This window comes from Tepidimonas thermarum (assembly GCF_007556705.1).
Lineage (GTDB): Bacteria > Pseudomonadota > Gammaproteobacteria > Burkholderiales > Burkholderiaceae_C > Tepidimonas > Tepidimonas thermarum.
This window is the reverse complement of the sequence record NZ_VJOL01000018.1, coordinates 19,470-46,041: the sequence shown is the minus strand read 5'-3', so window position 1 is coordinate 46,041 and position 26,572 is coordinate 19,470. Positions and strand designations below refer to the sequence as shown.

Here is a 26,572-nt window from a genome sequence, read left to right as displayed (position 1 = left end):
GGCCGTTGGAGAGCACGAAGCGGTCACGGTCGGCCCAGGCGGGGTTGGCCGGGTTGTGCTTGAGGTGGCGGCTCCACAGCGCCACGGCCATTTCGGCCATGCCCATGGGGGCGCCGGGGTGGCCGCTCTTGGCCTGTTCCACGGCGTCCACGGCCAGCATGCGGATGGCGTTGGCCATGCGGCGCGCCAGTTCAGGCGTCGGGGCGGCGCGGGTGGGGAGATCGCTCAGATTCATGTCGTGTCGGGCTCGCTCGGTCAGGGGGTGCGCTGGGCCGCCTCAGGCCAGGCCCAGCGCGCGCTTGCGGCGCTCCATCATGCGCCAGATGAAGGGCGTGAAGATGAGCTGCATCGCCAGCTCCATCTTGCCACCGGGCACGACGATGGTGTTGGCCCGGCTCATCCAGGACCCGTCGATCATCGACAACAGGTAGGGAAAGTCAATGCCCTTGGGCTTGGCAAAACGGATCACGCACACGCTTTCGTCGGCGGTGGGGATGTCGCGCGCGATGAAGGGGTTGGAGGTGTCCACCACCGGCACGCGCTGGAAGTTGACGTGGGTGACCGCAAACTGCGGACAGATGTAGTTCACGTAGTCGGGCATGCGGCGCAAAATCGTGTCCACCACCGCCTCCTGGCTGTAGCGGCGCTGCGTCTTGTCGCGGATGAGCTTTTGGATCCACTCCAGGTTGATCGAGGGCGCCACGCCAATGAGCAGATCCGGGTACTGCGCGACGTTGACGGTGTCGGTCACCACGGCGCCGTGCAGCCCTTCGTAGAAGAGCATGTCGGTGTCCTCCGGCAGGTCCTCCCAGGGGGTGAAGGTGCCCGGCTCCTGGCCGTAGGGTGCGGCCTCCTCCTCGTTGTGCAGGTACTTGCGGCAGCGCCCGCGCCCGGTCTCGGCGTAGGTGCGAAAGAGGTTTTCCAGCTCCTCGAACAGATTGGCTTCTGGCCCGAAGTGGCTGAAGTGGTGGTTGCCGCGCGCCTCCTCCTCGGCCATGCGCTCGCGCATGGCCTTGCGGTCGTAGCGGTGGAAGCTGTCGCCCTCGATGATGGCCGCCTTGACCCCCTCGCGCCGGAAAATGTTTTGAAACGTGCGCGTGACGGTGGAGGTGCCGGCGCCCGACGAGCCGGTGATGGCGATGATGGGGTGCTTCTCAGACATGTCGCGATGCTCCAGGGGGGTCTTCGATCGATGGGGGCGGGTGGCGCTCGTGGTCAGGCGCGAAACAGCGAACGCTCGGCAAACAGCGGGTTGTCGTCTTGGTAGGGCGTGGGCTCGCGGTGGTAGCGCTCGATGCGCTCGACCTCGTGCTTGCTGCCAAAGACGAGGCCGATGCGCTGGTGCAGCGCGGTCGGCTGCACCGCCAGGATCGGCTCGCGCCCGGTGCTGGCGCGCCCGCCGGCCTGCTCCATCAAAAACCCCACCGGGTTGGCCTCGTAGAGCAGGCGCAGGCGGCCGGGCTTGGTCGGGTCCTTGGTGTCGCGCGGGTACATGAAGACCCCGCCGCGCATCAGGATGCGGTGCGCTTCGGCCACCATGCTCGCGATCCAGCGCATGTTGAAATCTTTGCCGCGCGGCCCGGTTTTGCCGGCCAGGCACTCGTCCACGTAGCGCTTGACCGGCGGTTCCCAAAAACGGCTGTTGGAGGCGTTGATGGCAAATTCCTGCGTGTCTTCCGGCACCCGGATATCGGGGTGGGACAGGAAGAATTCGCCCAGGTTGGGGTCGAGCGTAAAGCCGTGCACGCCCGTGCCCACCGAGAGCACCAGCATGGTCGAGGGCCCGTAGAGGGCGTAGCCGGCGGCGAGCTGCTGGCAGCCCGGCTGCAAAAAGTCGGCCGCCGTGACGTCACGGCCGCTGTCAATGACGTCCTGCGGCGCGCGCAGGATCGAAAAGATGCTGCCCACCGACACGTTGACGTCGATGTTGCTCGAGCCGTCCAGCGGATCGAACACCAACAAATACTTGCCGCGCGGGTAGGCGCTGGGGATGTTGTAGGGCTCGTCCATCTCCTCCGACGCCATGCCGGCCAGATGGCCGCCCCACTCGTTGGCGCGCACGAACAGCTCGTTGCTGATGACGTCGAGCTTTTTTTGCTCCTCCCCCTGCACGTTGATGGCGCCGGACTGCGCGCCCAAGACGCCCCCCAGGGCGCCGAAGGCGACGCTGCGCGCAATGGCCTTGCACGCCAGCGCCACATCCAGCACCAGCGCGTTGAAGTCGCCGCTGGCGCTGGGGTAGCGGCGCCGCTGTTCGATGAGAAACTGCGTCAGCGTGGTGCGTTGCGACAAAGGCATGGGGTTCTCCTCGGGTTTTGTCGAATGCGTTGGGGGCGGTGCGGGTCACGGTGCCGTGGCGGCGGGTTGGGCCACCTCGCCGTGCCAGCGGCGCAACGTCGGCACATCGACGCCTTGCAGACTGTCGAGCACGCGCAGCGCCCCGTCGAAGCGGTGGTGCGCCGTAAAGGCGTTGGGGGTGACGATGGTGGCCAGCCCGGCCCCGCGTGCCGCCTGCAAGCCATTGGCCGAATCCTCGAACGCCAGACACGCCGTCGCGGGCAGTTGCAGCCGCGCCAGCGTTTGCTGGTACACCTGCGGGTGCGGTTTTTTGCGCGGTGCGGTGGACGCGTCCTCGATGACCTCGAAGGCCAGTTGCCAATCCGGCCCCATCGCGCCGCGCAGCAAAGCCGCGATGTTGACCGGCGAGGTGGTGGTGGCGATCGCCAGCCGCAGACCGCTGCGCCGTGCGTCGTCGATCAGTTCGAGCACGCCGGGGCGCAGCTGGACCGCGCCCTGTCGCACCGCTTCCTCGTAAAACGCGGTCTTGACCTCGTGCAACCGGTCGATGAGCGCGCGCAACTCGGTGCCGTCGATGTCGGCCCGGCTGGCGTTGACCTGCGCCCAGTAGTGCGCGATGCGCTCCTTGCCGCCCGAGACTTCGAGCAGCTGGGTGTAGCGTGCCTCGTCCCAGTGCCAGTCCAGCCCCTCGGCCGCGAAGGCGGCGTTGAACGCCGCCAGGTGCGCGCGCTCGGTGTCGGCCAACGTGCCGTCGACGTCGAAGATCAGGGCTTGCAGCATGGTGGGCCTCCGGTTGCGGGATGGCCCACTATAAGCATTCGATTACATAAGGTAAATTCACAATTTCTTTATCACCGATTCAGTTTTCACTAAATCATGCGCAACGCCACCTTTCGCCAGCTGCGCGTCTTCGTCGAAGTGGCGCGGCACCTGAGCTTTGCCCGCGCGGCCGAGGCGCTGCACCTGACACCACCGGCCGTGACGATGCAGATCAAGGAGCTGGAGGGACACGTCGGCCTGCCGCTGTTCGAGCGCCAGGGCCGGCGCGTGACCCTGACCACCGCCGGCGAGTACATGCTGGTCTATGCGCGCAAGGTGCTGGCCACGCTCAAGGATGCCGAGGACACCGCGGCGCGGCTCAAGCGGCTGGAGGTCGGGCAACTGACCATCGGCATGGTCGGCTCGGCGCAGTACTTTTTGCCGGCGCTGCTGACGGCGTTTCAGCAGGAACACCGGGGCGTGGACGTGCGGCTGGCCACCGGCAACCGCGAGCATTTGCTGCGGCTGCTGCAGGCCAACGAGCTCGACGTGGCCATCATGGGGCGCCCGCCCACGGGGCTTGCGGTGCGCGCAGAGCCGTTTGCCGCCCACCCGCATGTGTTCATCGCGCCGCTGCACCACCCGCTGCTGCGTGTGGGCCATCCGCGCCTGGAGGCCCTGGCGCCCTACCCCTTCATCGCGCGCGAACGGGGTTCGGGCACGCGAGCGCTGCTGGAGCAGTTTGCCCAACGCCAGGGGGTGGAACTGCGCATCGCCATGGAGCTGCCCGACAACGAGGCGATCAAGCAGGCGGTCATGGCCGGACTGGGGCTGGGCTTCGTGTCGCTGCACGCGCTGAAACTGGAGCTGCAACATGGCCTGATCGCGCGACTGGACGTGGAAGGCACGCCGCTGGTGCGCGCGTGGCACGTGGTGCATACCCTGTCCAAGCTGCTGTCGCCCGCGGCCGAAGCGTTTCGCTACTTCGTGCTGGAACGGGGCGAAGCGTTTTTGGCCGAGCGCTACGGCGCGCTGCTGCCGCTGGCACCCGCTGGCTGAGGCCGCCCGCGAAACCGCTGACGCCAGCGGCGCAGACCGTGGTGCACGCCCACCAGCGCCGGCCCGTACATGATCAGGGCCAGCCCCGCTAGGATCAGCGGCATGGCCACGAACACCCAGCCCGTCAGGCGCTCGCCACCCAGCCACACCCCCACGGCCAGGGCCACGAGCGGATTCACAAACGAATAGCTGCCCGCCAGCGCTACCGTCGTGCGCTGCAGCAGCCAGAGGTAGCAGTTGAGTGTGACCAATGTCCCCATGACCACCAAATAGGCCCAGGCCAGCCACGACGCCGGTGTGACCGCCGCCCAGTCCACGCTGCGGGCGCCGGGTTCGGCCACCCAGGCCACGAGCACGCCGATGGCGCCGCCGATGATCCACTGCGCACCGGCCGCCATCGCGGGGGCGGGCAGTGTCAGACGGCGCGATGCATAGGATCCCACGCTCCAACACAGCGGCGCTGCAAAGGCCAACAACGCCCCCAGCGGTGTGGCGCCAAAGTCGCCCTCCAGCGCCAACAGCCCAGCGCCCAGCGCCCCCAGCGCCAGTCCGACCCAGCTCGTGCCCGGCACACGCTCGCCGCCCAGGCGGGTCCACAGCGCCAGCCACATCGGCATGGTCGTGACCACGGTCGCCATCAAGCCGGAGCCAATCCCCTGGTGCTGCGCCAGCACCACCAGCGCCATGGCGGCAAAGGCCATGAGCGCGCCGATCCACGCACAGCCGGCCCACTGGCGCGGGCTGGGCCAGGCCTGCCCGCGCCACTGCGCAAGCGTCAGCATCACCGCCCCTGCGGCCAGGAAGCGCACCCCGTTCATGAGCACGGGCGGCAGCGAGCGCATGGCAACGCCCAGCGCGTAGTACGTCGTGCCCCAGACGATGTAGACGATGGCCAAGGCCCCGACGAGGCGCCAGCGTCCCTCTAAAGAACTGAAAAACGTTTGCATGATTGATTTCGTGGACGGATAATTTACGGCCATCAGCCATCAGGCCGTATTTTGGCCGACAAAACGCCGCCATGCAAGCAAATATTCAGCTCGACGATATCGACATCGGAATTCTTACGGCCTTGAGCGCTGACAGCCGTCGTTCTTATGCCGATGTGGCCAGCGAGGTGGGCCTGTCCACCGCCGCCGTGCACGAGCGGGTGCGCAAGATGGTCGAGCGCGGCGTCATCGAGCGCTTTTCGCTGCGCATCGACCCGCAGCGGCTCGGGTTGCACTTCACGGCTTTCGTGGCGATCCGCAACGACGGCGGGATCCACTGCCGCGACGTGGCCCCCCGCCTGCGCGAAATGCCCGAGGTGCTCGAGCTGCACAGCGTGGCCGGGGAATACGACTTCATCGCCAAGATACGCACCACCCATGCCCGTGCGCTGGAGGATGTGCTCTACCAGATCAAGGCCATTCCCGGTGTGGCGCGCACCACCAGCACCGTGGTGCTCAACACGGAGTTCGAAGACCGCCCGCTGCGCTGGTGGCCACGGCCACCCACCCCGTGCGCGGGCGGCTGAGGCGCCTGGCGTGGCGCGCTGGAGCGTTCAGGTGCCGCGTGCCGCGACGGGATCGTGCTGGCGGCGCCAGTCCTCCACCTGCGCGCTGAGGTCGGCCGCGCGCCGCAACACCAGCACCCCGGCGGGCAGACCGCGCCGGTAGCGCCAGGCCGCCGCTCCGCCCAGCCACAGCGCCACGCGGGCGGGCAGTTGCGCGCGCAGCGGCGCCACGGTGTCCAACACATCGCGGCGGCTGGCGCGCTCGCTGTAGCTCAAGGCCAGCACGTCGGCATCGGTGCGGCGCATGGCCTCTAGGATGTCCTGCAGCGGCGTGCTCACCCCCAGCGACAACCGTTCGCACCCCTGCAGGGCCAAAAAACACTCGGCCATGAGCAACCCGAGCTGGTGCTGCTCGCCCGGCGTCGTGGTCAGCAGCACGCGCGGTGCCCGCGTCGGCTGCGCCTCATCGAGGCGCACGATGGCTTCGCGCAGCACCATCTGGACCGCCTCGGTAAACAGGTGCTCCTGATAGACACCGATGTCACCGCGCAGCCAGGCCTGCCCCACCTCGACGCACAACGGGGCGATGACCCCCTCCACCGCCTGCGCCAGGCCCTGTGTGCGCACCGCTTCGCGCAGCGCGTCGCGCAGGCGCAGCGTCTGGTCCGTGCGCAGCCAGGCCATCCAGGTGGCCCAGTCGGTCGCGGCGCCGCGGCACCCATCCGGGGCACCTGTGGCCGGCTCCAGCGCGGCCACCAAGTCCTCCAGCGCCTGCGCGCCCAGGCCGACCACACGGCCTGGCCGGTGCCCGGCATCGAGCAGGCGCCGGATCAAGCGCAGGCGGGCCATCTGCTCGGCGTCGTACAGGCGGTCGCCACGCTCGTCGCGCCGTGGCACCGGAAAGCCGTAGCGGCGCTCCCAGACACGCAGCGTGTCCTTGCCGATGCCGGTCTCGCGCTCCACGTCCGCGATCGCCCAGCGCGCCACGGGTGCAGGACGTGGGTGGTCGGCAGAGGCAGAGGACATGTCGGGAACCTGGGCGTGCACAAAAGGTCTGTGCAGCATACAATGGTTTTTGTCTAGGACAAAAACGGCCTTGCACGGCTGGGTCGGCACAGGAGCACGCGCATGAAGGTCGCCATCATCGGATCGGGTATCGCCGGCCTGAGCGCCGCGCACCGCCTGCGCCACCACGCCCAGGTCACGCTGTTCGAGGCGCAGGAGGACTTTGGCGGTCACACCCACACCGTGGACGTGACCTTGCCCGATGCCACGGGGCGGCCGGTCACGCATGGCGTGGACACCGGTTTTTTGGTGTTCAACGAACGCACCTACCCCGGCCTGATCGCGCTGCTGGCCGAACTGCGGGTGCCCACGGCGCCGTCGGACATGTCGTTTTCGGTGCAGGTGCCGGGTGGCGCCTCGCGCCCGGCGCTGGAGTGGGGTGGCGCATCGCTGGCCAGCGTGTTTGCCCAGCGGCGCAACCTGGTGCGGCCACGCTTTTGTGGCATGTTGGCCGACCTGCTGCGCTTCAACCGCCTGTGCACGCAGCTGGCCCAACAGGGCCGCGAGGCCCAGTTGCAGCAGCCGCTGGGGGACTTCCTGCGCGCGCACGGGTTTGGCACGGCGTTTCGGGACTGGTATTTTTTGCCGATGATCGGGTGCATCTGGAGCTGCCCCACCGACCAGATGCTGCGCTTTCCCGTGGCGACGATGATTCGCTTTTGCCACAACCACGGGCTGCTGCAGATCCACGACCGCCCGCAGTGGTACACCGTAGCGGGTGGTGCGCGCCAGTATGTGCAGCGCATCGTCGCCGGCTTGCCGGATGCGCGGCGCCGCACGCCGGTGCGCCGCGTCGAGCGTGACGACGCCGGGGTCACCGTCCTGACCGACGCGGGTGCGCAGCGCTTTGACGAGGTGGTCATCGCCACCCATACCGACCAAGCGCTGCGCCTGCTGGCGCATCCGACGCCGCAGGAGCGTGCGGTGCTGGGCGCCATCCGCTACCAGCCCAACCGCGCCGTGCTGCACACCGACACCGCGGTGCTGCCGCGTCGCCGCGCCGTGTGGTCGGCGTGGAATTACGAACGCGCCGCGGACGACCAGCACGAGTCGGCGCGCGTGTGCCTGCACTACTGGCTCAATGTGCTGCAGCCGCTGCCGTTTGCCCAGCCGCTCATCGAGTCGCTCAACCCGGTGCGGCCGATCGCGCCCGAGCGCATCCTGGCCGAATTCGAGTATGCGCACCCGGTCTTCGACATGGCGGCCATCCAGGCCCAGCGCGCCCTGCCGGGCTTGCAGGGGTTGCAGCACACGTGGTACTGTGGGGCGTGGGCCGGTTATGGCTTTCACGAAGACGGGTTGCGTGCGGGCCAGGCCGTGGCCAGCGCCTTGCGTGCACGCCTGGAGGGCCGGCGTGCGGCCGCTTGAGCAACACCACCACCCCGCCATGGCGACGCACGTCCCCCCCTCGGCGGCCGACCCGGTCTGGATCGGCGAAGGGGTGGTGCGCCACCGCCGCCTGCGCCCACACGGACACGCGTTCGAGCATCCCACCTGGTTTTTGTGGCTGCCGATGCACCGCCTCGACGCCGCGGCGGCTGAAGCGGGCCTGGCGCTCAACCGCCCGGGTTGGATCGCCTTTTACGACGCCGACCATGGCGACGGACGCGGCCCGCAGACCGGCGGCGCCCGCGCATGGCTGCACGAACTGCTGCAGCACCACGGCATCGGTGACGCCGATGGCCCGCTGTGGCTGCACACCTATGCCCGCGTGTTCGGCTATGCCTTCAAGCCGGTCAGCTTTTGGTATTGCCACCGCTCGGATGGGGCGTTGCGCGCCATCGTCGCGGAGGTCAACAACACGTTTGGCGAACGCCACTGCTACCTGCTCGACGCCCCCGCCTGGGGGCGCACGTTGCAGGCGCACAAACGGTTTCATGTCTCGCCGTTTTGCCGCGTGGCGGGCGAATACCGCTTTCGCTTTTTGCACAGCGACAGCGGAGGTCAGCGCCGTTGCGTGGCGCGTATCGAGTATGGCGATGCCGATGGCGCGCTGCTGCTGACCAGCGTCAGCGGCACGCTCTCCCCCGCCACGCCGCGCCGCTGGCCACGCCTGCTGTGGCGCTATGGTTGGCACAGTGCGTTGGTGATCGCGCGCATCCACCTGCACGCACTGCGGCTGTGGCGCCGGGGTGTGCCCGTGCACGACCACCCCGCCCCACCGACCAACACCGTGACCGGCCAGGCCGTCACCGCCCCCCCACGCTTGGAGAACCCGACGCCATGAGCACGATGCTCGCGCCCCCGGCGCCCCCGCACCGTCCCGATCCGGCCGCGCTCGTCGGCGCACCGGCGCCCGTGCGCCCCGTGCTGCGCCTGTTGCAACGCATGCGCCACGGCACCCTGGAGCTCAAGACCCCGGACGGTCAGACGCTGGTGTTCGGCGAGCCAGGCAGCGGGCTGCGGGCGCGCCTGGAGCTGCGCGACTGGTCCGTGGCATCGGCGGCGCTGCGCAGCGGCGACATCGGCTTTGCCGAGACCTACCTGGACGGCGCCTGGTCCACGCCCGACCTCAGCACGCTGCTGCGCCTCATGCTGGCCAACCGCCAGACGCTGGAAGACATCATCCACGGCTCGTGGACGGGGCGGCTGCTCTACCGCGTGCGCCACTGGCTGCACCGCAACACGCGCCGCGGCAGCCGGCGCAACATCCACGCCCACTACGACCTGGGCAACGCCTTCTACCGGCTCTGGCTCGACGAGACGATGACCTATTCGGCCGCCTGGTTCGAAGGCGACCCCGGGCGCGATCTGGCCAGCGCCCAGCGCGCCAAGATCGCCCGTGCGCTGCGCATGGCGGGGGTGGCGCCGGGCACCAGGCTGTTGGAGATCGGCTGCGGCTGGGGCGCGCTGGCCGAAATGGCCGCGCGCGACTTTGGCGCGCGGGTCATCGGCGTGACGCTGTCCACCGAGCAGCTGGCGCACGGCCAGCAGCGCATGGCCGAGGCCCGGCTCGATGGCCAGGTCACGCTGCGCTTGCAGGACTACCGCGACATCGACGACGGGCCCTACGACGCCATCGTGTCCATCGAAATGATCGAGGCCGTCGGACGCGCCTACTGGCCGACCTATTTTGGCGCCTTGCAGCGCCTGCTGCGTCCGGGCGGGCGCGCGTGCATCCAGGCCATCGTCATCCGCGACGCGCTGTTCGAGCGCTACCTGCGCTCCACCGATTTCATTCAGCAGTACATCTTCCCCGGCGGCTGCCTGCTCAGCCCCGGCGCCCTGCACGACCAGGCCCGCCGTGCCGGGCTGCAGGTGGTGGACATGCTGGCCTTTGGCCGCGACTATGCCGAAACCTGCCGGCGCTGGCGGCACGATTTTGGCGCGCGCCGCGACGAGGTGCTGGCGTTGGGCTTCGACGAGCGCTTTGTGCGCCTGTGGTCGTTTTACCTGGCGTATTGCGAGGCCGGCTTCGACGCCGGGGACATCGATGTGGTGCAGTGCACCCTGGTGCGCCCCTGACGGCCCGCGCCGGCTGGCCGCGGCAGCGCAGGTCGCGCTGACCATCGCGGCGTGCGGGGTGCCTGCCATCGCCACGGCCACGACGACGGACACCCCTGCCGCCGTGGCGCCGGCGCCGCCCACGCCGGACGATCCGAGCGCACGCCTGCTGCCTGGCGCGACGGTGGTGGGCCAGGGCACGTTGCGCTATTGGGGCTTTGCGGTGTACGACGCCACCTTGCTGGCCGCGCCCGGCTGGCGCGCCAGCGATCTGGGCCGCCAGCCGCTGGTGCTGACCCTGCGCTACCAGCGCGGGTTTCGCGGTGCCGACATTGCGCGCCGCTCGCTGGAGGAGATGCGCCGCGCCGGCCCCATCGACCCCGCCGACGAGGCCGCCTGGCTGGCCGCGATGCAGCGGGTGTTTCCGGACGTGCGCGCGGGCGACCGCATCGCCGGCCTGCGGCAACCCGGCGTTGGGGCACGCTTCGTGCTCACCGACGCCGATGGCCGCCAGCGCATCCTGGGCGACATCGCCGACACGCGCTTTGCCGAACGCTTTTTTGGCATCTGGTTGGCCCCCACCACCTCGGAGCCGACCCTGCGCCAAGCCCTGCTGGGCCCCACGGCGACGACCGCAGCCCCATGACCGCCTCCGCCCTACCCCCGCGCGACGGTTGGCGCTACGGCTTGCCGGGGCTGCCGCTGGCCTTCGTGGCGCTGCCCCTTTATGTGCACCTGCCCCACCACTACGCCACGCTGGGCGTGCCGCTGGCGACACTGGGCGCGGTGCTGCTGCTGGCGCGTGCCTTCGACGCGGTGACCGACCCCCTGCTTGGCCGCTGGCTGGATGGGGTTTTTGCCGGCGGCGCGCCCGCCGTGCTGCGGCGTGCCTGGCCGCTGGCGCTGGCGCTGTGGCTGGGGATGTGGGGACTGTGGTTTCCCCCCGCCTGGGTGCACGGGCATTTGGCCGCCTGGGCGCTGCTGTTGGCCATGGCCACCACGCTGGCCTACAGCGCACTGGCCATCGCGCACCAGAGCTGGGGCGCGCGGCTGGGGGGCGACGCGGTGCGGCAGGCCCGGATAGCCGCCTGGCGCGAAGGTGCCACGCTCGTCGGCGTGGTTTTGGCGTCGGTGCTGCCGTCGTGGTGGGGATGGGGTGCCACGCTGGCGCTGCTGGCGCTGGCGCTGCTGGTGGCCTTGCACACCTGGGGCCAGGGGCCACAGCCGCCGGCGGTGCCCGGCGCGCCCGCGGGCGTGCCAGCCGATCAAACCGATCTTCGCCTGCCGTGGCGGTACCGCCCGTTTCGGCGCTTGCTGGCGGTGTTCGTGTGCAATGGCATGGCCAGCGCCATGCCTGCCACGCTGGTGCTGTTCTTTGTCTCCGACCGGCTGCAGGCGCCCGCAGCGCAGGGGCCGCTGCTGGCCGCGTATTTCGTTGCCGCGGCAGCCAGCCTGCCGCTGTGGCTGGCCTGGGTGCGCCGCGTGGGGCTGGCGCGTGGCTGGCTCACCGGCATGGCCCTGGCGATAGCGGTGTTTGTCTGGGCGGCACTGCTCGGCCCCGGCGATGTGGCCGCCTTTGCGGTGGTGTGCGTGCTCTCCGGGCTGGCACTGGGGGCCGACCTGGCGCTGCCCGCCGCCCTGCTGGCAGGCGTCATGGCCGACGCTGGCGACCGTGGCCGACACGAGGGCGCGTACTTTGGCTGGTGGAACCTGGCGGCCAAAGGCAACCTGGCGTTGGCCGCCGGGCTGGCGCTGCCGCTGTTGGGCCTGCTCGGCTACACACCGGGCAGCCGCGATCCGGCCGCGCTGCAGGCGCTCACCATCGCCTATGCGCTGCTGCCCTGCCTGCTCAAGGCGCTGGCCGCTGGGTTGCTGTGGCAGGGCTTTGTGCGCCAGCACCGCCCCACACCGCCAGCGCCGGTGCCCACCCCAGGCGCTACACCCCCGACTTGAACACCCGCGTTTGACTGGAGCCTGCCATGTCCACTTGGTCCCCCTCCCCCACGGCCACCCGGCGGTGGCTGCTCGCCGTGGGCGCCGCGTGGCTGCTGAGCGGCTGCGCTTCCCAGCGCATCGACGGCTACGCCGCGCAACGGCCCGCGCTCGACCTCAAAACCTACTTCAACGGTCGGCTGCTCGCGCACGGCATGTTTCAGGACCGCAGCGGCCAGGTGGTGCGCCGCTTCGTGGTCGAGATGACGGGGACCTGGGACGGCCACCAGGGTGTGCTCGACGAGCGCTTCACCCACAGCGACGGCAAGACCGAGCGGCGCGTCTGGCGCCTGGTGGACGAAGGCAACGGCCGCTACCGCGGCACGGCCGACGATGTGGTCGGCGAGGCCCGTGGCCAGGTCAGCGGCAACGCCTTTCACTGGCGCTACACGCTGCGCCTGCCGGTCGATGGCACGGTGTACGAGGTGGAGCTGGACGACTGGATGTACCTGATCGACGAGCGCGTGATGCTCAACCGGGCCGAGATGCGCAAATGGGGCATCCGGCTGGGCGAGGTGACGCTGGCCTTTACCAAGCTGAGCCCATGAACCTGAACCCACCCTTGCGCGACTGGACCGGCCGGCGCGTGTGGATCGTCGGCGCCTCCTCCGGCATCGGCCTGGCGGTGGCCGAGGCGTTGCACGCGCGCGGAGCGTACGTCGTGGCGTCGGCGCGGCGCGCCGATGCCTTGCAGGCCTGGGCGGGCGCAGCCCCCCAGCGCCAGGCCCTGCCCCTGGACGTGACCGACCGGGCGGCGGTGGAACAGGCCACCCAGGCCGCCTTTGCCGGTGGTGCGCTGGACCTCGTGGTCTGTTGCGCCGGGCACTACCGGCCACAGCGCGCCACCGCCATCGACACCGATGAGCTGCTGCGCCACCAACGCATCAATGTCGAGGGCACGCTGCACGTGGTGGGTGCTTGCGTGCCACGGCTGCTCACGCAGGGCAGCGGGCACCTGAGCCTGGTCGGCAGCGTGGCCGGCTACCGCGGCCTGCCACAGGCGCTGGCCTACGGCCCCACCAAAGCGGCCATGGCCAACTTGGCCGAGGTGCTCTACCTGGACCTGCGCCCGCACGGCCTCGGTGTCAGCCTGATCAGCCCCGGCTTCGTCGCCACCCCGCTGACGGCCCAAAACAGCTTTCCCATGCCGGCCCTCATCACGCCGGAGCAGGCGGCCGCCGCCATCCTGCGCGGTTGGGCGCGCGGTGCCTTCGAGATCCACTTTCCGCGCCGCTTTACGCTGTGGCTGCGCGCGCTGCGTTGGCTGCCCGACCGCTGGTACTTCGCCCTCATTCACCGCGCCACCGGACTCTGAATGCCCATGGATGCCCCGCCGCCACCCCCGTGCACCGCGCCCGCGGCGCCCAACACCCCCGCCACACCGGCAGCGCGGGTGGTGCGGTTTTTTGAAGCGCTCCACCCGGCCGCGCTGGACGCGTTGGCCGGCATCTACACCGAGGATGCGCGCTTTCAGGACCCCTTCCACACCGTGCAGGGGCTGCCGGCCATCCGTCGCGTCTTCGACCATATGTACGAGCGGCTGGAAGCGCCGCGCTTTGTCGTGCGGGAGTGCGTGGGCGACGCGCAGCAGGCGTTCGTGATCTGGGATTTCGTCTTTCGCTTTCGTGGCGAGGTGCGTGAGCGCCGCATCCACGGCAGCACCCACCTGCGCTTTGCGCCCGACGGGCGCGTGCGCGAGCACCGCGATTACTGGGACGCGGCGGCCGAGTTGTACGCCCAACTGCCGGTGTTGGGGGCACTCATGCGCTGGTTGCAACGCCGCGCCGCCGCCCCTGATGTGTGAGCGCCGCACGCCATGCCTGTCCACGTCGTTTGGTTCAAGCGCGACCTGCGGGTGCAGGACCATGCCCCGCTGGTGGCGGCGGCCGCCGCGGGCCCGGTGCTGGCCGTCTACATCGTCGAGCCCAGCCTGTGGCGCCAGCCCGACAGCGCCGCCCAGCACTGGGGCTTCATCCGCGAGAGCCTGGCCGAACTCGACGCCGCGCTGCGCGCCACGGGCCGCCCCCACGCAGGGCTGCACGTCCTGGTGGGCGAGGCCCTGCCCGCCTTCGACGCGCTGCACCGCCACTGGGGCATCGCCGCCCTCTATGCGCACCAGGAAACCGGCAACGCGCACACCTTCGCGCGCGACCGCGCGGTGCGGCGCTGGGCACGGCAACACGGCATCCCGGTGCACGAAACCCCCGCCTTTGGCGTGGTGCGCGGTCTGCGCCAGCGCGACGCCTGGCTGACCGCGCGCGAACGGCTCATGAGTGCGCCGCTGGTGTCCTGGCCGCTGCGCACCCTGGTCTTCGCCCCTGGGCCGCACCATGCCCCCACCGCCCAAGAGCCACCCTCCCGCGCGCCCGTGGCGTGGTATGTGCGCGACGGTGCCTGCCTGGCCCCCGGGCCGTGGCCCGACGCAGCCATGCTCGGTCTCGACCCGTGGGAGCCCCCGCAACACCAACGCGGCGGGCGTACGCTCGCGCAAGCGACGTTGACCGGCTTTTTGCACGAGCGCGCGGCGCACTACCGCGGTGGCATCTCCTCACCGCTGACCGCGCCCGACGCCTGCTCCCGCCTGTCGCCCTATCTGGCCTATGGGGTGCTGAGCCTGCGCGAGGTGGTGCAGGCGACACGGGCACGGCGCGCCGCGGCAGCCGCCACCCCGGCCGATGATGGCGGCACCCTGGCGCGCCGGCTGGCCACCGGTCTGCGCGCCTTCGAAAGCCGGCTGTATTGGCACTGCCACTTCATGCAGAAACTGGAAAGCGAACCCGAACTGGAGTGGCGCAACCTGCACCGCGGCTACGACGGCTTGCGTGAGCGGGCGTGGCAACCCGCGCACTTCGATGCCCTGCGACACGGGCGCACCGGCTGGCCGCTGGTGGATGCCTGCGTGGCCATGTTGCGCGAAACGGGCTGGCTCAACTTTCGCATGCGCGCCATGTTGGTCTCGGTGGCGGCCTACCCGCTGTGGCTGCACTGGCGCGAGGTGGGCCTGTGGCTGGCACGGCAGTTTCTCGACTACGAGCCGGGCATCCACTGGCCGCAGATGCAGATGCAATCCGGCACCACGGGCATCAACGCCACGCGCGTGTACAACCCGATCAAACAGGCCTACGACCACGATCCGCACGGCGTCTTCGTGCGGCGCTGGCTGCCAGCGCTGCGGCAGGTGCCCGACGCGTGGCTGTTCGAGCCGTGGCGCATGCCGCCGGCGCTGCAGCGGTGCTGCGGCGTGACCGTCGGCGTGGACATCCCCGCGCCGGTGGTGGATTTGGACCAGGCGTTGCGCGCGGCCAAGGCGCGTGTGCACGCCCGGCGTGCCGAGCCCGCCGTGCGCGCCCAGGCCGACGAGGTTGTGCGCCGCCACGGCTCGCGCCGCGGCATGCCCGCCGGGCGCGACGCGCTGGGGCGTGAGCCGGCCGCACGGCGCCGCAGCGCCCCGCCCCCCAACCAACTTAGCCTTTGGTGACCATGCGCCGCAAAGCCCACCTGCCCAGCAAAATCTGCGCCGTCTGCGGCCTGCCCTTCGCCTGGCGCCGCAAATGGGCGCGCGACTGGGAGCAGGTGCGCTACTGCTCCGAGCGCTGCCGGCGCCAGCGCGGTGCGACCGACCCCGCGCCGGGCGTCGCGCCACGGGCCACCCCGGCCCCCGGCGCCACACCGCGTACGCACCGCCGATGACGGACGCCTCGCCTCCCCGCCCGGGCCCCCTGCTGCGGCTGATCCTGGGCGATCAGCTCGACCCGCTGCACCCGTGGTTTGCCCAAGCGCGTGCCGACGTGGTGTACGTGCTGATGGAGATCCGGCAGGAGACCGACTACGCGCTCCACCACGCGCAAAAGGTGCTGGCCCTCTTTGCCGCCATGCGCGCGTTCGCGCGCCAGCTCAAAACCGCTGGTCATCGCGTGCGCTACGTCGCCATCGACGACCCCAGCAACCGCCAGCGGCTCACGGCCAACCTGGACGCCCTCATCGCCCGCTACCAGGCGACGGCGGTGGAGTACCAGGCCCCCGACGAGTGGCGCCTGGACACCGAGCTGCGCCAATGGGCGGCGCAGACCGGCGTGCCGGTGCGCATGGTGGACAGCGCGCACTTTTATGGACCGCGCGATGCCGTCGCGCGGGCGCTCGCCGGCCACCGCCAATGGGTGATGGAGCACTTCTACCGCCGCCAACGCCGGCAGCACCGGGTGCTGATGGAGGGCGACCAGCCCGCGGGCGGCCGCTGGAATTTCGATGCCGACAACCGCCAGCCCTGGCGCGGCAACCCGCCCGAACCGCCCGACCCGCGCCCCTGCCATGACCACCGCGCCCTGTGGGCCACCATCGTGGCGGCGGGGGTGCGCACCGTCGGCGACGCGCAGGCCGGCAGCTGTCGCTGGCCGATCGACCGCGGCGAGGCCCTGGCCCAGCTCGACGCCTTCGTGCAACATGCCCTGCCGCACTTTGGGCGCTTTCAGGACGCGCTGTCGTCACACCACCAGCGGCTGTTCCACTCGCAGCTGTCGTTGGCGCTCAACGTCAAGATGCTGCGGCCGCACGAGGTGGTGGCACGCGCCGAAGCCGCCTGGTGCAGCGGGCAGGCGCCGCTGGCCGCCGTCGAAGGCTTCATCCGCCAAATCCTGGGCTGGCGCGAATACGTGCGCGGCGTGTACTGGGCGCACATGCCCGGCTACACCCGCAGCAACGCGCTGGGCCACACCCGCCCGTTGCCGGCCTGGTACTGGAGCGGTGAGACCCGCATGGCCTGCCTGCGCGCCGCGCTGCGCCAAACGCTCGACAGCGCCTACGCCCACCACATCCAGCGGCTGATGGTCACCGGCAACTTTGCCCTGCTGGCGGGATGCGACCCGGCCGCGGTGCACCACTGGTACCTGGGCGTGTACATCGACGCCTTCGAGTGGGTGGAAGCGCCCAACACCCTGGGCATGAGCCAGTGGGCCGACGGCGGCCTGATGGCGACCAAACCCTACGTGTCCAGCGCGGCCTACCTGCAGCGCATGGGCGACCACTGCCAAGGTTGCGCCTACGACCCCCGGCAACGCACGGGCGCGCGCGCCTGCCCCTTCAACGCGCTGTACTGGGACTTTCTGGCCCGCCACCGGCAACGGCTGGCCGCCAACCCGCGCATGGCGCTGGTGGTGCGGCAGCTCGAGCGCATGCCGGCGGCCGACCTGCACGCGCTGCGCGCCCAGGCGCAAACCTGGCTCGAACGCATCGACGATCTCTGACGCGCGGCGCGCCCGGCGCACCGGTGGCCCCACGCCACCATGCAGGACGTTGCAGGCGGTGGCTCAGTTGAGCACTTCGACGTCGCTGCGCACGACCAGCAGGCCGTAATCGCGGTCAAAGGGGGTGAGCCCTTCCATCAGCCGGTCGCTGGTGGGCAAGTCGCACATCACCTCGATGCGCACGTTGGCGCTCATGCGCCAGTTGCCGCTGCGCACGCCATGGGTGCCGCGACCGCGGCAGTCGCTCACGGTGTAGCCCACGATGCCGAGCTTGTCGAACTCTCGGATCACGAGCGGCTCGAGCACCGCCTCGCAAAATATCGTCACCAGCTTGAAAGCCTTGGCCATGGGCGTTTACCCGGGTATGAGCGTTTTGGCCATCCCCATATAGACCGGGATGCCAATGAACAGATTGAAGGGGAATGTTACCCCAAGCGACGCCCCGATGGACAAGGCAGGATTGGCTTGTGGCACGGCGATGCGCATGGCCGCGGGCGCAGCGATGTACGACGCGCTGGCGTAGAGCGTGGCCAGCAGCGCGGCGTTGCCCTGCGAAAAACCCAGGTAACGCGCGGTGACGATGCCAATGACCGCCGACACCAGCGGCATGACGATGGCAAAGCCCACCAAAAATGCGCCGTAGGAGCGAAACGCCGCAATGCGCGATGCGGCCACCAGCCCCATTTCGAGCAAAAACAGCGCCAACAGCCCCTTGAAGGCATCTTTGAACACGGGCGCGATGGGCTCGTACCCCTTGACCCCGGCGACATACCCGATGAGCAGCCCGCCGATGAGCAACAGAATGCTCTTGCCAAAGAACACCTCGTGCGCCAGCCGCCCCCACTGGATGCGTGCCAAGGCCGACCATCCACCCGGCTGCCCCTCGCGCTGCTCGCCCACGCGCGCCAACACCACGCCCAGGATCAGCGCGGGCATTTCGAGCAGCGCCAGGTACACCACCATGTAGCCGTCGTGCGTCCATTGGCGCTCGATCAAGGTCGCCACCGCCACCGAGTAGGTCACCACGCTGACCGAGCCGTAGTGCGCGGCAATCGAGGCCGCATCGTAGTGGCCAAGCCGCCCGACGAAGCGCAGCACCGGATAGCCGATCACCGGAATCAGCATGCCCGCCGCCAGCACGACGGCGCTGCTGGTCAACAGCTGTGACAGTGGGTATTTGGACAGCTCCACCCCGCCCTTGAGCCCGATGGCCAGCAGCAAATAGATCGACAGCGCCTCGTAAATGGCCGCGGGGATCTTGAGGTCGGATTTGCTCAGCCCCGCCAGCAATCCGAGCAGGAAAAACAAGACGATGGGATCGAACACCATGCTGCGTCACTTTCTGTCGTTGTTCCGGGCCGCGATACCCCCGCGCATCAGCCTTGCCAGTGGCGCAGGTAGTCTTGCACCAGCTCGCGCACCGCGTGCGCCTTGATCACGAGCCCCAGGTCGATCATTTCGGTGCCCAGCGCCTGCAGCGCCGTGCTCGCGGGCACGGGTTGCGGCGTCAGGCGCAGCGATTCTTCCCGAAAAAACACCGCCGCCACCACACCGGCCAGCCACAACCCACTGCCATCGGCCGCGCGCACGAAAACCGGTGACCCGCTGGAGCCGGGATAGACCGCAGCATCGACCAAAAACTGGGGGCGGCCCTCGAAGTCCACCGCCGGCGGCGTCGCGGTGGTGCCGCGACGCAGGATCGGCAGCGCGTTGACCTGGTCCCACACGCCGCTGGGGTAGCCCACAAACCACACCTCCTCCAGCGCATCGAGCCGCGCCAGCTCGGGCGCGCCGGCCAAGCGGTCGCTGCCGATGGGCTGCACGTACAGCGACGCCCCCTGGGCCGCCGCAGCCTGCAGCAACGGTTGCAGGGGCAGCACGGCCAAGTCGATGTCGGGGTCCGGGTGGCGGTGCCAGGCTTCGCCAAACTCGTCGATGCGCACCTCGAAGCGGCTGCCCAGCAAGGGCTGCCCCTCGCGCGCCACGGGGAAGACCAGCGCGCCACTGACCACCTCATCCACCAGATGGCGGTTGGTGACGACGAACGCGGTGCGCCCGCGCGCATGCACATGCTCGACGATGAACGCGGTGCCGGTGCCGCTGCCGCCATCGGTCATTTGTGTCTCCACCCGCACCGTGTGGAACAGCAGCCGCTTGGCCGGTGTGTCAACGTCGAAGGGGGTGGGCACAGCGGTCACGGCAAGGCTCCAGCGTCGGGGTCAATCCAGCGTTGCGGTGCGCGCGCGGCGGTTGATCTGCATCACCGCGCGTTCGGCAGCGGCCAGCGCTTCGGCCGCCTCGGCCTCGCTGCCCATCATCATCAGGCGGCCAAAATTGCCAAAGGGCTTGACGTCCACCAGCGTGACGTTGGCGGCCTTTTCGGCTTCGTTGGCCGCATAAACGACGTAGCCCGCCGGCTCGCACTCGAAGATGAACAGCGTCTTGCCCGGCAGCAGCATCGAGCCGCGGCGCAGCTGGCGGTTGATCAGCGTCGCGTGGTCGGGCGTGACCGCGCGGATGTTTTCCGCCCACGCGATGCGGCAGGGCAGCCGGTCCTCCAATGTGGCGCCAAGCTGCTCGAGAATGATGTCGCCCGCGGCCAGCACCTCGCTTTGGTTGCGGTAGTGGATTTCCATCGATCCAAAGGCGCGCTCCACCACCTGCTCGCCCATGCGCACGTTGGTGGCTTTGAGCGCGATGTCGCTGAGCCGGTGCACCGCCATGCCCGGCGCCACCTCAATCCACATGCAGGCATCGCCCGGCACGGGCAAAAACCCCTGCGACGAGGTGCCCAGGTAGGAGGCCAGCTGCGGCTGCAGCGCATCGATGAAGACGAACGTGCGCAACTGCACGCGGGCGCGATCGGCGGCCAGCATGCTCATCGCGTCAGCCCCAGGTAGAGCGTGGGCAGCACCTCGGGCAGGCGCTGCACGCGCTCCACCACGGTGTAGTGGCGCGCGCCAAAAATGCGCTCGACGTAAGCGTCGGCGTGTGGATCGAGCGTCAGGCAATAGCTCACGATGCCGTCGCGCTGCAGTTCGTGCACCGCCCGCTGCGCGTCGTGGCGCAGGTACTGCGGGTCGCGCACGTCGATGTCGGCCGGCTCGCCGTCGGTGAGCACGAAGACGATTTTCTTGCGCTGCGGCTGGCGCTTGAGCTGCTGGCCCGCGTGGCGCAGCGCCGCCCCCAGCCGCGTGGAAAACGCGCCCTCCAGCCCCGCCAGGCGCGCTTTGGCCGGCTCGCCCCAGGCCTGATGAAAATCTTTGATGCGCAGGTAGTGCACGTCGTGGCGCCCATCGGAGCGAAAGCCATGGATGGCAAACCGGTCGCCGATGCGCGTCAGGGCCTCGGCCAGCAACGCTGCCGCCGCGCGCGCGAGGTCGAGCACGGTTTGGTCGCTGCCGCGCACCGCATCGTTGGCCGAGGCCGACAGATCCAGCAACAGCAGCACGGCCACATCGCGCGTGTGCAGCCGGTGCTGCATCATGATGCGCGGGTCGGGTTGTTGCCCCATGCGCAGGTCCACCCAGGCGCGCACCGCCGCCTCCAGGTCGAGCTCGTCGCCGTCCTCGACCTTGCGGATGCGCTGCAACCCTTGCGGGGCCATGGCCTCGATCAGGTGGCGCAGCCGCTGCACCACCGGTTTTTGCTCGACCAACAACGCGTCGATGCGCGCGGCATCCCCCGCAGTGGGATGACGCTCCAACACCGTGACCCAGTCGGGGCGCTCGAGCTGGATCTGGTAGTCCCACTCCGCGTAGTGCACCGGATCGGCCACGGGCGGACGGCCCAGCAGCGAGTTGATGGTCACGCCTTCCTGGTCGAGCCAGAACTCCGTGGGCAGGACCCAAACCTCCTGCGCGTCGTCGCCGGCAAACTCGACGTCAACCTCGTTGACCATCTCCATCACATTGACCTGGCGCCGCACCTGCTGCTGGCGCGCCCAGGTGGCGGCCAGCGCCACACGTTCGTCGTAGGCACCGCTGTCCCAGATGGCGCGGTTGTCGTCGCGGTAAATCGCCCGCTGGCCATCGAGCCGGGCGGAAAACGCCGGCCAGCCTTCGGCACGGATGCGCTCGCGCAGCGCATCGGCCAGGGCGCGGCCCAAGTCCCAGCTGCGCTGCGGGTCGTCGAGGTCGGGCCAGGCGGCCATACCCTGCACGCCCTGCTGCACCCAGGGGTCGGCATCGCGCTGCGCGGCCTGTTCATCCAACCAGGCCAGCGCCAGCCGGTTGATCAGATCCCCCGCGCGCGTGGGCGGATCGACAGGCGGCGGCTGCAACGCGCGCCATTGCTGCCGCAGCCTGGGGAAGCGCCGCACCGCCGCCGCCTCCACACGGGCGTCTTCCACCAGCTCGACGATGGCTTTGGTGAGCGCATCCAAACCGTCGCCGGGCAGGGGCTGGCGCGCAAACACCAGGTGCGCCGCGGCGTGGTTGGCGGCAGCGCGGTAGATGTCCAGCGCCGCCACCGGCGGGCCCGCGTCGCCGTGCGGGTGCACGTCGTCGTAGGCGTCGGCGATGTGGATGACAAAGTGCTCGATGTAGGGCCGCAGGCCTTCGCGCGATTCGAAGTCGCCCGCCGTGGGTCGCAAAAAGAAGTCGCGCCCCCACAACGCGCGCAAGTACAGGTTGAGCCGGCGCTGGATGTCGACAAACAGCGTGCCGCGGCGCTCCTGCTGCAGCACGGCCAGCGCGTCCGCGCTTTGCAAGCCAAAATAGCGGCGCTGACCCTCGGCGTCCCCGCGGTAGGCCTGCGCCCCCCACTGCACCCAGCGGCGCAGCCCCCCGAGTGTCAGCGACGCCAACAGGCGCGGCAGGTTTTCCAACATCGGCCGCAGGCCCTGCGGCGCTTGCGCCAACACGATGGCCAACACGCTCAGATACTGCCGAAACAGCTCCGGGTCGCCCAAGCGCAACGCCGCGGCCGGGGCGGTCTGCGCGATCAGCGTCAGCACCTGACCCGAGGTTTTCGACGCCATCGACAGCAAAAAATTGACGACGTCGGGGACCACGTCCTCACCGATGGCGCGGGCCACCGCCGGCGCGTGCTGGATGAAGCTGATGACGACTTCCTCGCCGCGGCCCAAGTGGTGCAGCGCCAGAGCGCCCTTGAGGTAGTTGTCCAGGGCGCGCGCGGACAGCGCCCGCGCCGCTTCCTGCCAGGCCCCGCGCAGCACGTCCTGCGCCTGGTGCGGCAGCTCGACCAGCAACTCGCCGTAGTCGTCCAGGTGGATGGCCATCGTGGCGCGGCGTGCGGGGCGTCAGAAATAGGTGGTCACGGCGGCGTCGAGCGCATCGCGCATGTCGGCGTCATCGGTGATCGGCCGCACCAGCGCCATGCGGCACGCAGACAAGGCCGGCACGCCCTGCGCGATCAGGCTGCCCGCGTGGATGAGCATACGCGTGGAAATGCCTTCATCCAGGCCGTGGCCCTTGAGGTTGCGCGCTCGCTCGGCAATGTGCACCAGCTTGCCGGCCGTCTCACGGTCGACGCCGGATTCGTGCGCGACGATTTCCGCCTCCACCTCGTGCTCCGGGTAGTCGAAGTCCAGCGCGCCGAAGCGCTGTTTGGTGGACTGCTTGAGATCCTTCATCAGGCTCTGGTAGCCGGGGTTGAAGGACACGACGAGCTGAAAGTCCGGATGGGCCTCGATGACCTCGCCCTTCTTTTCCAGCGGCAGCATGCGCCGCTTGTCGGTCAACGGGTGGATGACGACCGTGGTGTCCTGGCGCGCCTCGACGACCTCGTCGAGGTAGCAGATCGCGCCATAGCGCGCCGCCAGGGCCAGCGGCCCGTCCTGCCAGCGCGTGCCGCTGGCGTCGAGCAAAAACCGGCCCACCAGGTCCGAGGCGGTCATATCCTCGTGACAGGCCACGGTGATGAGGGGTTTGCCCAGCTTCCACGCCATGTACTCGACGAAGCGCGTCTTGCCGCAGCCGGTGGGCCCCTTGAGCATCATCGGCATGCGTACGGCATAGGCGGCCTCGTACAGCGCGACCTCGTCGCCCACCGGACGCCAGTACGGCTCGCGCGGGATGCGATACGCGGCCAGCGCATCGGCAGCCCCGGGATCCACGGCCACCGCCGGGCGCACCGGCGCACGGCCCGTCTCGCCCAGGGCGGCCGTGCTGGCTGGGCGCACGTCACGGGGGGGCGCCGCCACCGTGCCCTGTTGGGCCCGGGCGGCGTAGAGTCGGCGCGTAAGGGTGTTCATGTTCGCGAAAAACCGTTCGGGGGTCAGTCGGCGGGCCACATCAGTCGGGCCAAATGCGCCGCGGGAACAAGTCCTGCGCGCTGGGCGCGGGGGTATCCGGCAGGCGGGGCGCCGGGGCGGGGGCCGCAGCACGCGGCGGCAGCGGCGCCGGCGCCGCCTGGGCAGCGGGCACGCTGGAAGCGCGGCTGCGGCGCGCCCGTGGGGCCGCAGGCGGCTGCGGGGCAGCGGCAGGCGTCGCCGGCGCGGCATCGGCAGCGCTGCGTGCGCTGCGCACACTGGCGGCCAGGCGCCGGGCGGTGGTGCTGTTCATGGTTGCATCTCCTCGATCACGGCTTCGATGTCGGCCACCGCCGCCTGCGCGCGCGGTCCCAGGTCGTACACGCTGACCCCTTGCAGCGCGGCGGTGCGGTAGATCGCGCGCCGGCGCACCACGGCACGCAGCGCCGGCAGCTCAAATTCCCGCAACGCCTCGTGCATTGCGGTCGAGAGGGCGCTGTCGGGCTCGAGCTGGTTGATGACCAGCCAGGCGCGCAGCGCGGGGCGACGCGCCTGTTCGGCGCGGATCGCCTCGACCAGCCGCCAACTGGCCCACAAATCCAGGGGTGACGGCAACACCGGCACCAGCACGGCGTCGGTGTTGCGCAAGGCGCGCTGGGCGGCGGGGTGTTCCACACTGGGCGGGCAATCCCACACCACGTGGTCGGCCTGCGCGCGCCAGGCGTCCTCACCCACGTGCACCGGCAAGGCCGCGCTGCGCAGCCACTGCGTGGCCGACCCCTGCGGGTCGAGATCGCCCAGCACCGCGCTGCCGCGGCGCGCCAACCCGGCCGCCAATTGCACGGCCAGGGTGGTCTTGCCGGTGCCGCCCTTGGCGTTGAGCACCGTCAAACGCCGCGGCGCGCCCTTGGCCGTCATGGCGTTGCGCCCGTGGCGGCCGCCGCGATGCGCCGCGCCAGCTCGCGCTCGATTTCACCCAAGCCCGCGTCACCCGCGCCAATCGTGACATTGACGTAGGTGGTGCCAAAGCTGATGTTGTGCGGCGCCACGCCAAGCGTTTCCTGCACCGCGGCCACGCGGTCCAAAAAGGCGCGCGTGTCGGCGTAGCGCTCGAACGAAAAGCGCCGGAACAAGGTCGGCGGACGCGCCTGCTCGGTCCAGCCTTCGACGGTGGTGTCGCTCATCGGCCTCTCCTGTTGTTGGTTGTGCCGCCGTGGGCGGCGGCTTAGCCTGCCCGGCTCCACGCGCCAACGTGCGCAGCTTCCTCGGCGGCGAGTTCACGAAACAGCGCCTCGCTGGCAGCGTCGCGCACCCGGCGCGCGTGGTCGGCCGCGTCCTGGTACAGCACCACGGCGGTTTGCTCCAACTGGCGGTTGAGGGTGGCAAAGTCGGCCACCCCGCGGCCCAGGCGCGCCGGCGGCACCGTGCCCGCAGCAGGCGCCACACCCAGCTCGATGAGGCGCTGCATGAGCCGCTCGGCATGCGCCAGCTCCTCCATCGCCTCCTCGTGCAGGCGCTGCGCCAGCTCACCGTGTCCGGTCAGGCGCGCCAGCACCGACTGCGCCAGGTACTGCTGCACGGCGGTCATCTCGTGCTGCAGCGCGCGTGTCAGCCAACCCAGGACCCGTGCATCGGCCGCCATGTTCGCCCCCTCGACCTCGACAACGGCCCCGCGTCAGCTGCGCGTGGAGGTGACCTCGGCGTCGCGGCCACCGCCGTCGGCGTCGGGGCGCGTCGGCAAAATGCCTTCGACCTCGCTGTGCACGCGCGCAATGATGTGCGCAGCCACCAGGCCATCGCCCACCCGCTCGCACGCGTCGGCCCCCGCGCGCACCGCAGCATTGACCGCCCCGGTCTCGCCACGCACCAGCACCGTCACATAGCCGCCGCCGACAAACTGACGGCCAATCAGCCGCACCTCGGCCGCTTTGGTCATCGCGTCGGCGGCCTCGATGGCCGGCACCAGGCCGCGCGTCTCGATCATGCCCAGGGCAATGCCTGTCATCGTTGCCATGATCACACTCCTGTCATCGTTGATGCAACGCCGCCGCGGCGGGCGGCGCCTTGCATGGTGGGGGCATCAAACCGTGGGCGCCGTGGGCAGGATGCCCTCGACCTCGCTGTGCACGCGCGCAATGATGTGCGCAGCCACCAGGCCATCGCCCACCCGCTCGCACGCGTCGGCCCCCGCGCGCACCGCGGCATTGACCGCCCCGGTCTCGCCACGCACCAGCACCGTCACATAGCCGCCGCCCACAAACTGGCGGCCAATCAGCCGCACCTCGGCCGCTTTGGTCATCGCGTCGGCGGCCTCGATGGCCGGCACCAGGCCGCGCGTCTCGATCATGCCCAGGGCAATACCCGTTGTGTTCGCCATTGCTTTACTCCTCGTGGTCACAGTTACTCTCAAACACCTGAGCCGATCGGCTCACCCCTTGCTCGCCCCGGACCCCGTGTCCGTGGCTCGATGCGCTGTGGCAACCGGCGGGACTTCCTCATCCCACTGGTCGATGATTCCGCAGATGGTCAAATCGGTCATGCACGTGGGATCCGGCATGGCCAGGCGCGCCGCGCTGCCGGTGGTGGCAAACACCCAGCGCCCCACCGGCGCACCCACCGGGTCGGTGGCCACCGACACCACCCCCTGGGCGCTGCGCACCACGCGCAGCGAAGCGCTGCCCAGCCCCGGCACGCGGCGCGTGCACACCAAGTCGTCCATCACCCGTACGATGTCCATGTCCGCCTCAGCTTTCCGGGTTCCAGTGGTCGATGATGCCGACGATGGTCAGGTCGGACGGGAAGTCTTTGGCCCCGGCAGCCTCCCGCGCCGCCGACGACCCCACGCAAATAACCCAGTCACCCGGCACGCAGCCCACCGCGTCGACGGCCACGCTGCGCGCGCCGCCGACCTTTTCCTGCACCACCAGCAACGGCCGGTGGCCAAAGGCCTCGATGCGGTTGGTCGAGACCAGGGTTTTTTCCACGCGCATGATCTTCATGGTCGGTTGC

32 protein-coding genes and 1 pseudogene are annotated in these 26,572 nt (G+C 70.0%); 13 read left to right on the top strand and 20 right to left on the bottom strand.

What is annotated here, in order from left to right:
• The 4 genes and pseudogenes from Tther_RS06260 to Tther_RS06245 form a co-directional block, all read right to left on the bottom strand.
• Nucleotides 1-235 (bottom strand): annotated as a pseudogene (locus tag Tther_RS06260) (transketolase); the annotation flags it as partial.
• Nucleotides 236-277: 42 nt separating this feature from the next.
• Nucleotides 278-1,162: a phosphoribulokinase gene (locus Tther_RS06255; RefSeq protein WP_143902017.1), complete on the bottom strand. Its 885-nt coding sequence runs from the start codon at nt 1,160-1,162 to the stop codon at nt 278-280.
• Nucleotides 1,163-1,215: 53 nt separating this feature from the next.
• Nucleotides 1,216-2,298, bottom strand: a complete 1,083-nt coding sequence (locus Tther_RS06250; RefSeq protein ID WP_143902015.1) for a class 1 fructose-bisphosphatase — start codon at nt 2,296-2,298, stop codon at nt 1,216-1,218.
• Nucleotides 2,299-2,343: 45 nt separating this feature from the next.
• Entirely contained in the window at nt 2,344-3,078 is a 735-nt protein-coding gene (locus Tther_RS06245) for an HAD-IA family hydrolase (protein ID WP_143902013.1), read from the bottom strand.
• A gap of 96 nt (nt 3,079-3,174) precedes the next feature.
• Here Tther_RS06245 and Tther_RS06240 point away from each other — a divergent pair, with 96 nt between their 5' ends.
• The gene (locus Tther_RS06240; protein ID WP_143902011.1) at nt 3,175-4,116 is read left to right on the top strand and encodes a LysR family transcriptional regulator; all 942 of its coding nucleotides are present in this window, start codon (nt 3,175-3,177) and stop codon (nt 4,114-4,116) included.
• On the opposite strand, the gene Tther_RS06235 is transcribed toward Tther_RS06240, so the two are convergent.
• Nucleotides 4,080-5,063, bottom strand: a complete 984-nt coding sequence (locus tag Tther_RS06235; RefSeq protein ID WP_143902009.1) for an EamA family transporter — start codon at nt 5,061-5,063, stop codon at nt 4,080-4,082. The genes Tther_RS06240 and Tther_RS06235 overlap by 37 nt on opposite strands.
• A 71-nt stretch (nt 5,064-5,134) precedes the next feature.
• On the opposite strand from Tther_RS06235, the gene Tther_RS06230 reads away from it, so the two are divergent.
• The gene (locus Tther_RS06230) at nt 5,135-5,629 is read left to right on the top strand and encodes an Lrp/AsnC family transcriptional regulator (RefSeq protein ID WP_185975020.1); all 495 of its coding nucleotides are present in this window, start codon (nt 5,135-5,137) and stop codon (nt 5,627-5,629) included.
• Between the two features lie 27 nt (nt 5,630-5,656).
• Here the strand turns inward: Tther_RS06230 and Tther_RS06225 are convergent, their stop codons facing one another.
• On the bottom strand, nt 5,657-6,634 hold the full coding sequence (locus tag Tther_RS06225) for a MerR family transcriptional regulator (protein ID WP_185975019.1): 978 nt from the start codon (nt 6,632-6,634) through the stop codon (nt 5,657-5,659).
• A gap of 102 nt (nt 6,635-6,736) precedes the next feature.
• Here Tther_RS06225 and Tther_RS06220 point away from each other — a divergent pair, with 102 nt between their 5' ends.
• Genes Tther_RS06220 through Tther_RS06170 form a run of 11 tightly spaced genes read left to right on the top strand, consistent with a single transcriptional unit; the run spans nt 6,737 to nt 17,349 of the window.
• On the top strand, nt 6,737-8,041 hold the full coding sequence (locus tag Tther_RS06220) for an NAD(P)/FAD-dependent oxidoreductase (RefSeq protein ID WP_143902006.1): 1,305 nt from the start codon (nt 6,737-6,739) through the stop codon (nt 8,039-8,041).
• A 19-nt stretch (nt 8,042-8,060) separates the two neighbouring features.
• Nucleotides 8,061-8,900, top strand: a complete 840-nt coding sequence (locus Tther_RS06215; protein ID WP_143902004.1) for a DUF1365 domain-containing protein — start codon at nt 8,061-8,063, stop codon at nt 8,898-8,900.
• Complete coding sequence (locus Tther_RS06210; RefSeq protein WP_425472810.1) at nt 8,897-10,138, top strand: SAM-dependent methyltransferase; 1,242 nt, start codon at nt 8,897-8,899, stop codon at nt 10,136-10,138. Before Tther_RS06215 ends, Tther_RS06210 begins: the two co-directional genes overlap by 4 nt.
• On the top strand, nt 10,107-10,763 hold the full coding sequence (locus Tther_RS06205) for a chalcone isomerase family protein (RefSeq protein ID WP_143902002.1): 657 nt from the start codon (nt 10,107-10,109) through the stop codon (nt 10,761-10,763). Before Tther_RS06210 ends, Tther_RS06205 begins: the two co-directional genes overlap by 32 nt.
• On the top strand, nt 10,760-12,070 hold the full coding sequence (locus tag Tther_RS06200) for an MFS transporter (protein ID WP_143902000.1): 1,311 nt from the start codon (nt 10,760-10,762) through the stop codon (nt 12,068-12,070). Before Tther_RS06205 ends, Tther_RS06200 begins: the two co-directional genes overlap by 4 nt.
• Before the next feature lie 26 nt (nt 12,071-12,096).
• A complete protein-coding gene (locus Tther_RS06195) occupies nt 12,097-12,657 on the top strand; it encodes a DUF3833 domain-containing protein (protein ID WP_143901998.1) in 561 nt (186 codons plus the stop codon).
• Nucleotides 12,654-13,424, top strand: a complete 771-nt coding sequence (locus tag Tther_RS06190; protein WP_143901996.1) for an SDR family NAD(P)-dependent oxidoreductase — start codon at nt 12,654-12,656, stop codon at nt 13,422-13,424. The genes Tther_RS06195 and Tther_RS06190 overlap by 4 nt, the downstream gene beginning before the upstream one ends.
• A 6-nt stretch (nt 13,425-13,430) precedes the next feature.
• Nucleotides 13,431-13,913, top strand: coding sequence for a nuclear transport factor 2 family protein (locus Tther_RS06185; RefSeq protein ID WP_143901994.1), 483 nt, complete (start codon nt 13,431-13,433; stop codon nt 13,911-13,913).
• Nucleotides 13,914-13,925: 12 nt separating this feature from the next.
• Nucleotides 13,926-15,587 (top strand): cryptochrome/deoxyribodipyrimidine photo-lyase family protein, encoded by a 1,662-nt coding sequence (locus Tther_RS06180; protein ID WP_143901992.1) that lies wholly within the window; start codon nt 13,926-13,928, stop codon nt 15,585-15,587.
• A gap of 2 nt (nt 15,588-15,589) precedes the next feature.
• Entirely contained in the window at nt 15,590-15,799 is a 210-nt protein-coding gene (locus Tther_RS13350; RefSeq protein ID WP_143901990.1) for a DUF2256 domain-containing protein, read from the top strand.
• Complete coding sequence (locus Tther_RS06170; RefSeq protein ID WP_143901988.1) at nt 15,796-17,349, top strand: cryptochrome/photolyase family protein; 1,554 nt, start codon at nt 15,796-15,798, stop codon at nt 17,347-17,349. Before Tther_RS13350 ends, Tther_RS06170 begins: the two co-directional genes overlap by 4 nt.
• A gap of 63 nt (nt 17,350-17,412) precedes the next feature.
• Here Tther_RS06170 and Tther_RS06165 read toward each other — a convergent pair whose 3' ends face one another.
• The 14 genes from Tther_RS06165 to csoS4 all read right to left on the bottom strand — a co-directional run bounded on the left by Tther_RS06165 (nt 17,413) and on the right by csoS4 (nt 26,562).
• On the bottom strand, nt 17,413-17,697 hold the full coding sequence (locus tag Tther_RS06165) for a P-II family nitrogen regulator (protein WP_143901986.1): 285 nt from the start codon (nt 17,695-17,697) through the stop codon (nt 17,413-17,415).
• 6 nt (nt 17,698-17,703) lie between these two features.
• On the bottom strand, nt 17,704-18,678 hold the full coding sequence (locus Tther_RS06160) for a sodium-dependent bicarbonate transport family permease (RefSeq protein ID WP_143901985.1): 975 nt from the start codon (nt 18,676-18,678) through the stop codon (nt 17,704-17,706).
• A gap of 47 nt (nt 18,679-18,725) precedes the next feature.
• A complete protein-coding gene (locus Tther_RS06155) occupies nt 18,726-19,547 on the bottom strand; it encodes a S1 family peptidase (RefSeq protein ID WP_246098938.1) in 822 nt (273 codons plus the stop codon).
• Nucleotides 19,548-19,568: 21 nt separating this feature from the next.
• A complete protein-coding gene (locus Tther_RS06150) occupies nt 19,569-20,231 on the bottom strand; it encodes a BMC domain-containing protein (RefSeq protein ID WP_246098937.1) in 663 nt (220 codons plus the stop codon).
• Nucleotides 20,228-22,591: a nitric oxide reductase activation protein NorD gene (locus Tther_RS06145; protein WP_143901984.1), complete on the bottom strand. Its 2,364-nt coding sequence runs from the start codon at nt 22,589-22,591 to the stop codon at nt 20,228-20,230. The genes Tther_RS06150 and Tther_RS06145 overlap by 4 nt, the downstream gene beginning before the upstream one ends.
• 21 nt (nt 22,592-22,612) lie before the next feature.
• Complete coding sequence (locus Tther_RS06140; RefSeq protein WP_246098936.1) at nt 22,613-23,566, bottom strand: CbbQ/NirQ/NorQ/GpvN family protein; 954 nt, start codon at nt 23,564-23,566, stop codon at nt 22,613-22,615.
• A 40-nt stretch (nt 23,567-23,606) separates the two neighbouring features.
• Nucleotides 23,607-23,876 carry a hypothetical protein gene (locus Tther_RS06135; protein WP_143901982.1) on the bottom strand — a complete coding sequence of 90 codons (270 nt, stop codon included), beginning with the start codon at nt 23,874-23,876 and terminating at the stop codon, nt 23,607-23,609.
• Nucleotides 23,873-24,481: a ParA family protein gene (locus Tther_RS06130; RefSeq protein WP_143901980.1), complete on the bottom strand. Its 609-nt coding sequence runs from the start codon at nt 24,479-24,481 to the stop codon at nt 23,873-23,875. The genes Tther_RS06135 and Tther_RS06130 overlap by 4 nt, the downstream gene beginning before the upstream one ends.
• Nucleotides 24,478-24,747: a 4a-hydroxytetrahydrobiopterin dehydratase gene (locus Tther_RS06125; RefSeq protein ID WP_143901978.1), complete on the bottom strand. Its 270-nt coding sequence runs from the start codon at nt 24,745-24,747 to the stop codon at nt 24,478-24,480. Before Tther_RS06125 ends, Tther_RS06130 begins: the two co-directional genes overlap by 4 nt.
• A 41-nt stretch (nt 24,748-24,788) precedes the next feature.
• A complete protein-coding gene (locus tag Tther_RS06120; protein ID WP_143901976.1) occupies nt 24,789-25,205 on the bottom strand; it encodes a ferritin-like domain-containing protein in 417 nt (138 codons plus the stop codon).
• A gap of 33 nt (nt 25,206-25,238) precedes the next feature.
• Nucleotides 25,239-25,577 carry an alpha-carboxysome major shell protein CsoS1 gene (gene csoS1, locus Tther_RS06115; protein WP_143901974.1) on the bottom strand — a complete coding sequence of 113 codons (339 nt, stop codon included), beginning with the start codon at nt 25,575-25,577 and terminating at the stop codon, nt 25,239-25,241.
• Between the two features lie 66 nt (nt 25,578-25,643).
• The gene (csoS1, locus tag Tther_RS06110) at nt 25,644-25,940 is read right to left on the bottom strand and encodes an alpha-carboxysome major shell protein CsoS1 (RefSeq protein WP_143901971.1); all 297 of its coding nucleotides are present in this window, start codon (nt 25,938-25,940) and stop codon (nt 25,644-25,646) included.
• A gap of 51 nt (nt 25,941-25,991) precedes the next feature.
• A complete protein-coding gene (locus tag Tther_RS06105) occupies nt 25,992-26,300 on the bottom strand; it encodes a carboxysome peptide B (protein WP_143901969.1) in 309 nt (102 codons plus the stop codon).
• Nucleotides 26,301-26,307: 7 nt separating this feature from the next.
• On the bottom strand, nt 26,308-26,562 hold the full coding sequence (csoS4, locus tag Tther_RS06100; protein WP_143901967.1) for an alpha-carboxysome shell vertex protein CsoS4: 255 nt from the start codon (nt 26,560-26,562) through the stop codon (nt 26,308-26,310).
• Nucleotides 26,563-26,572: the final 10 nt, after the last annotated feature.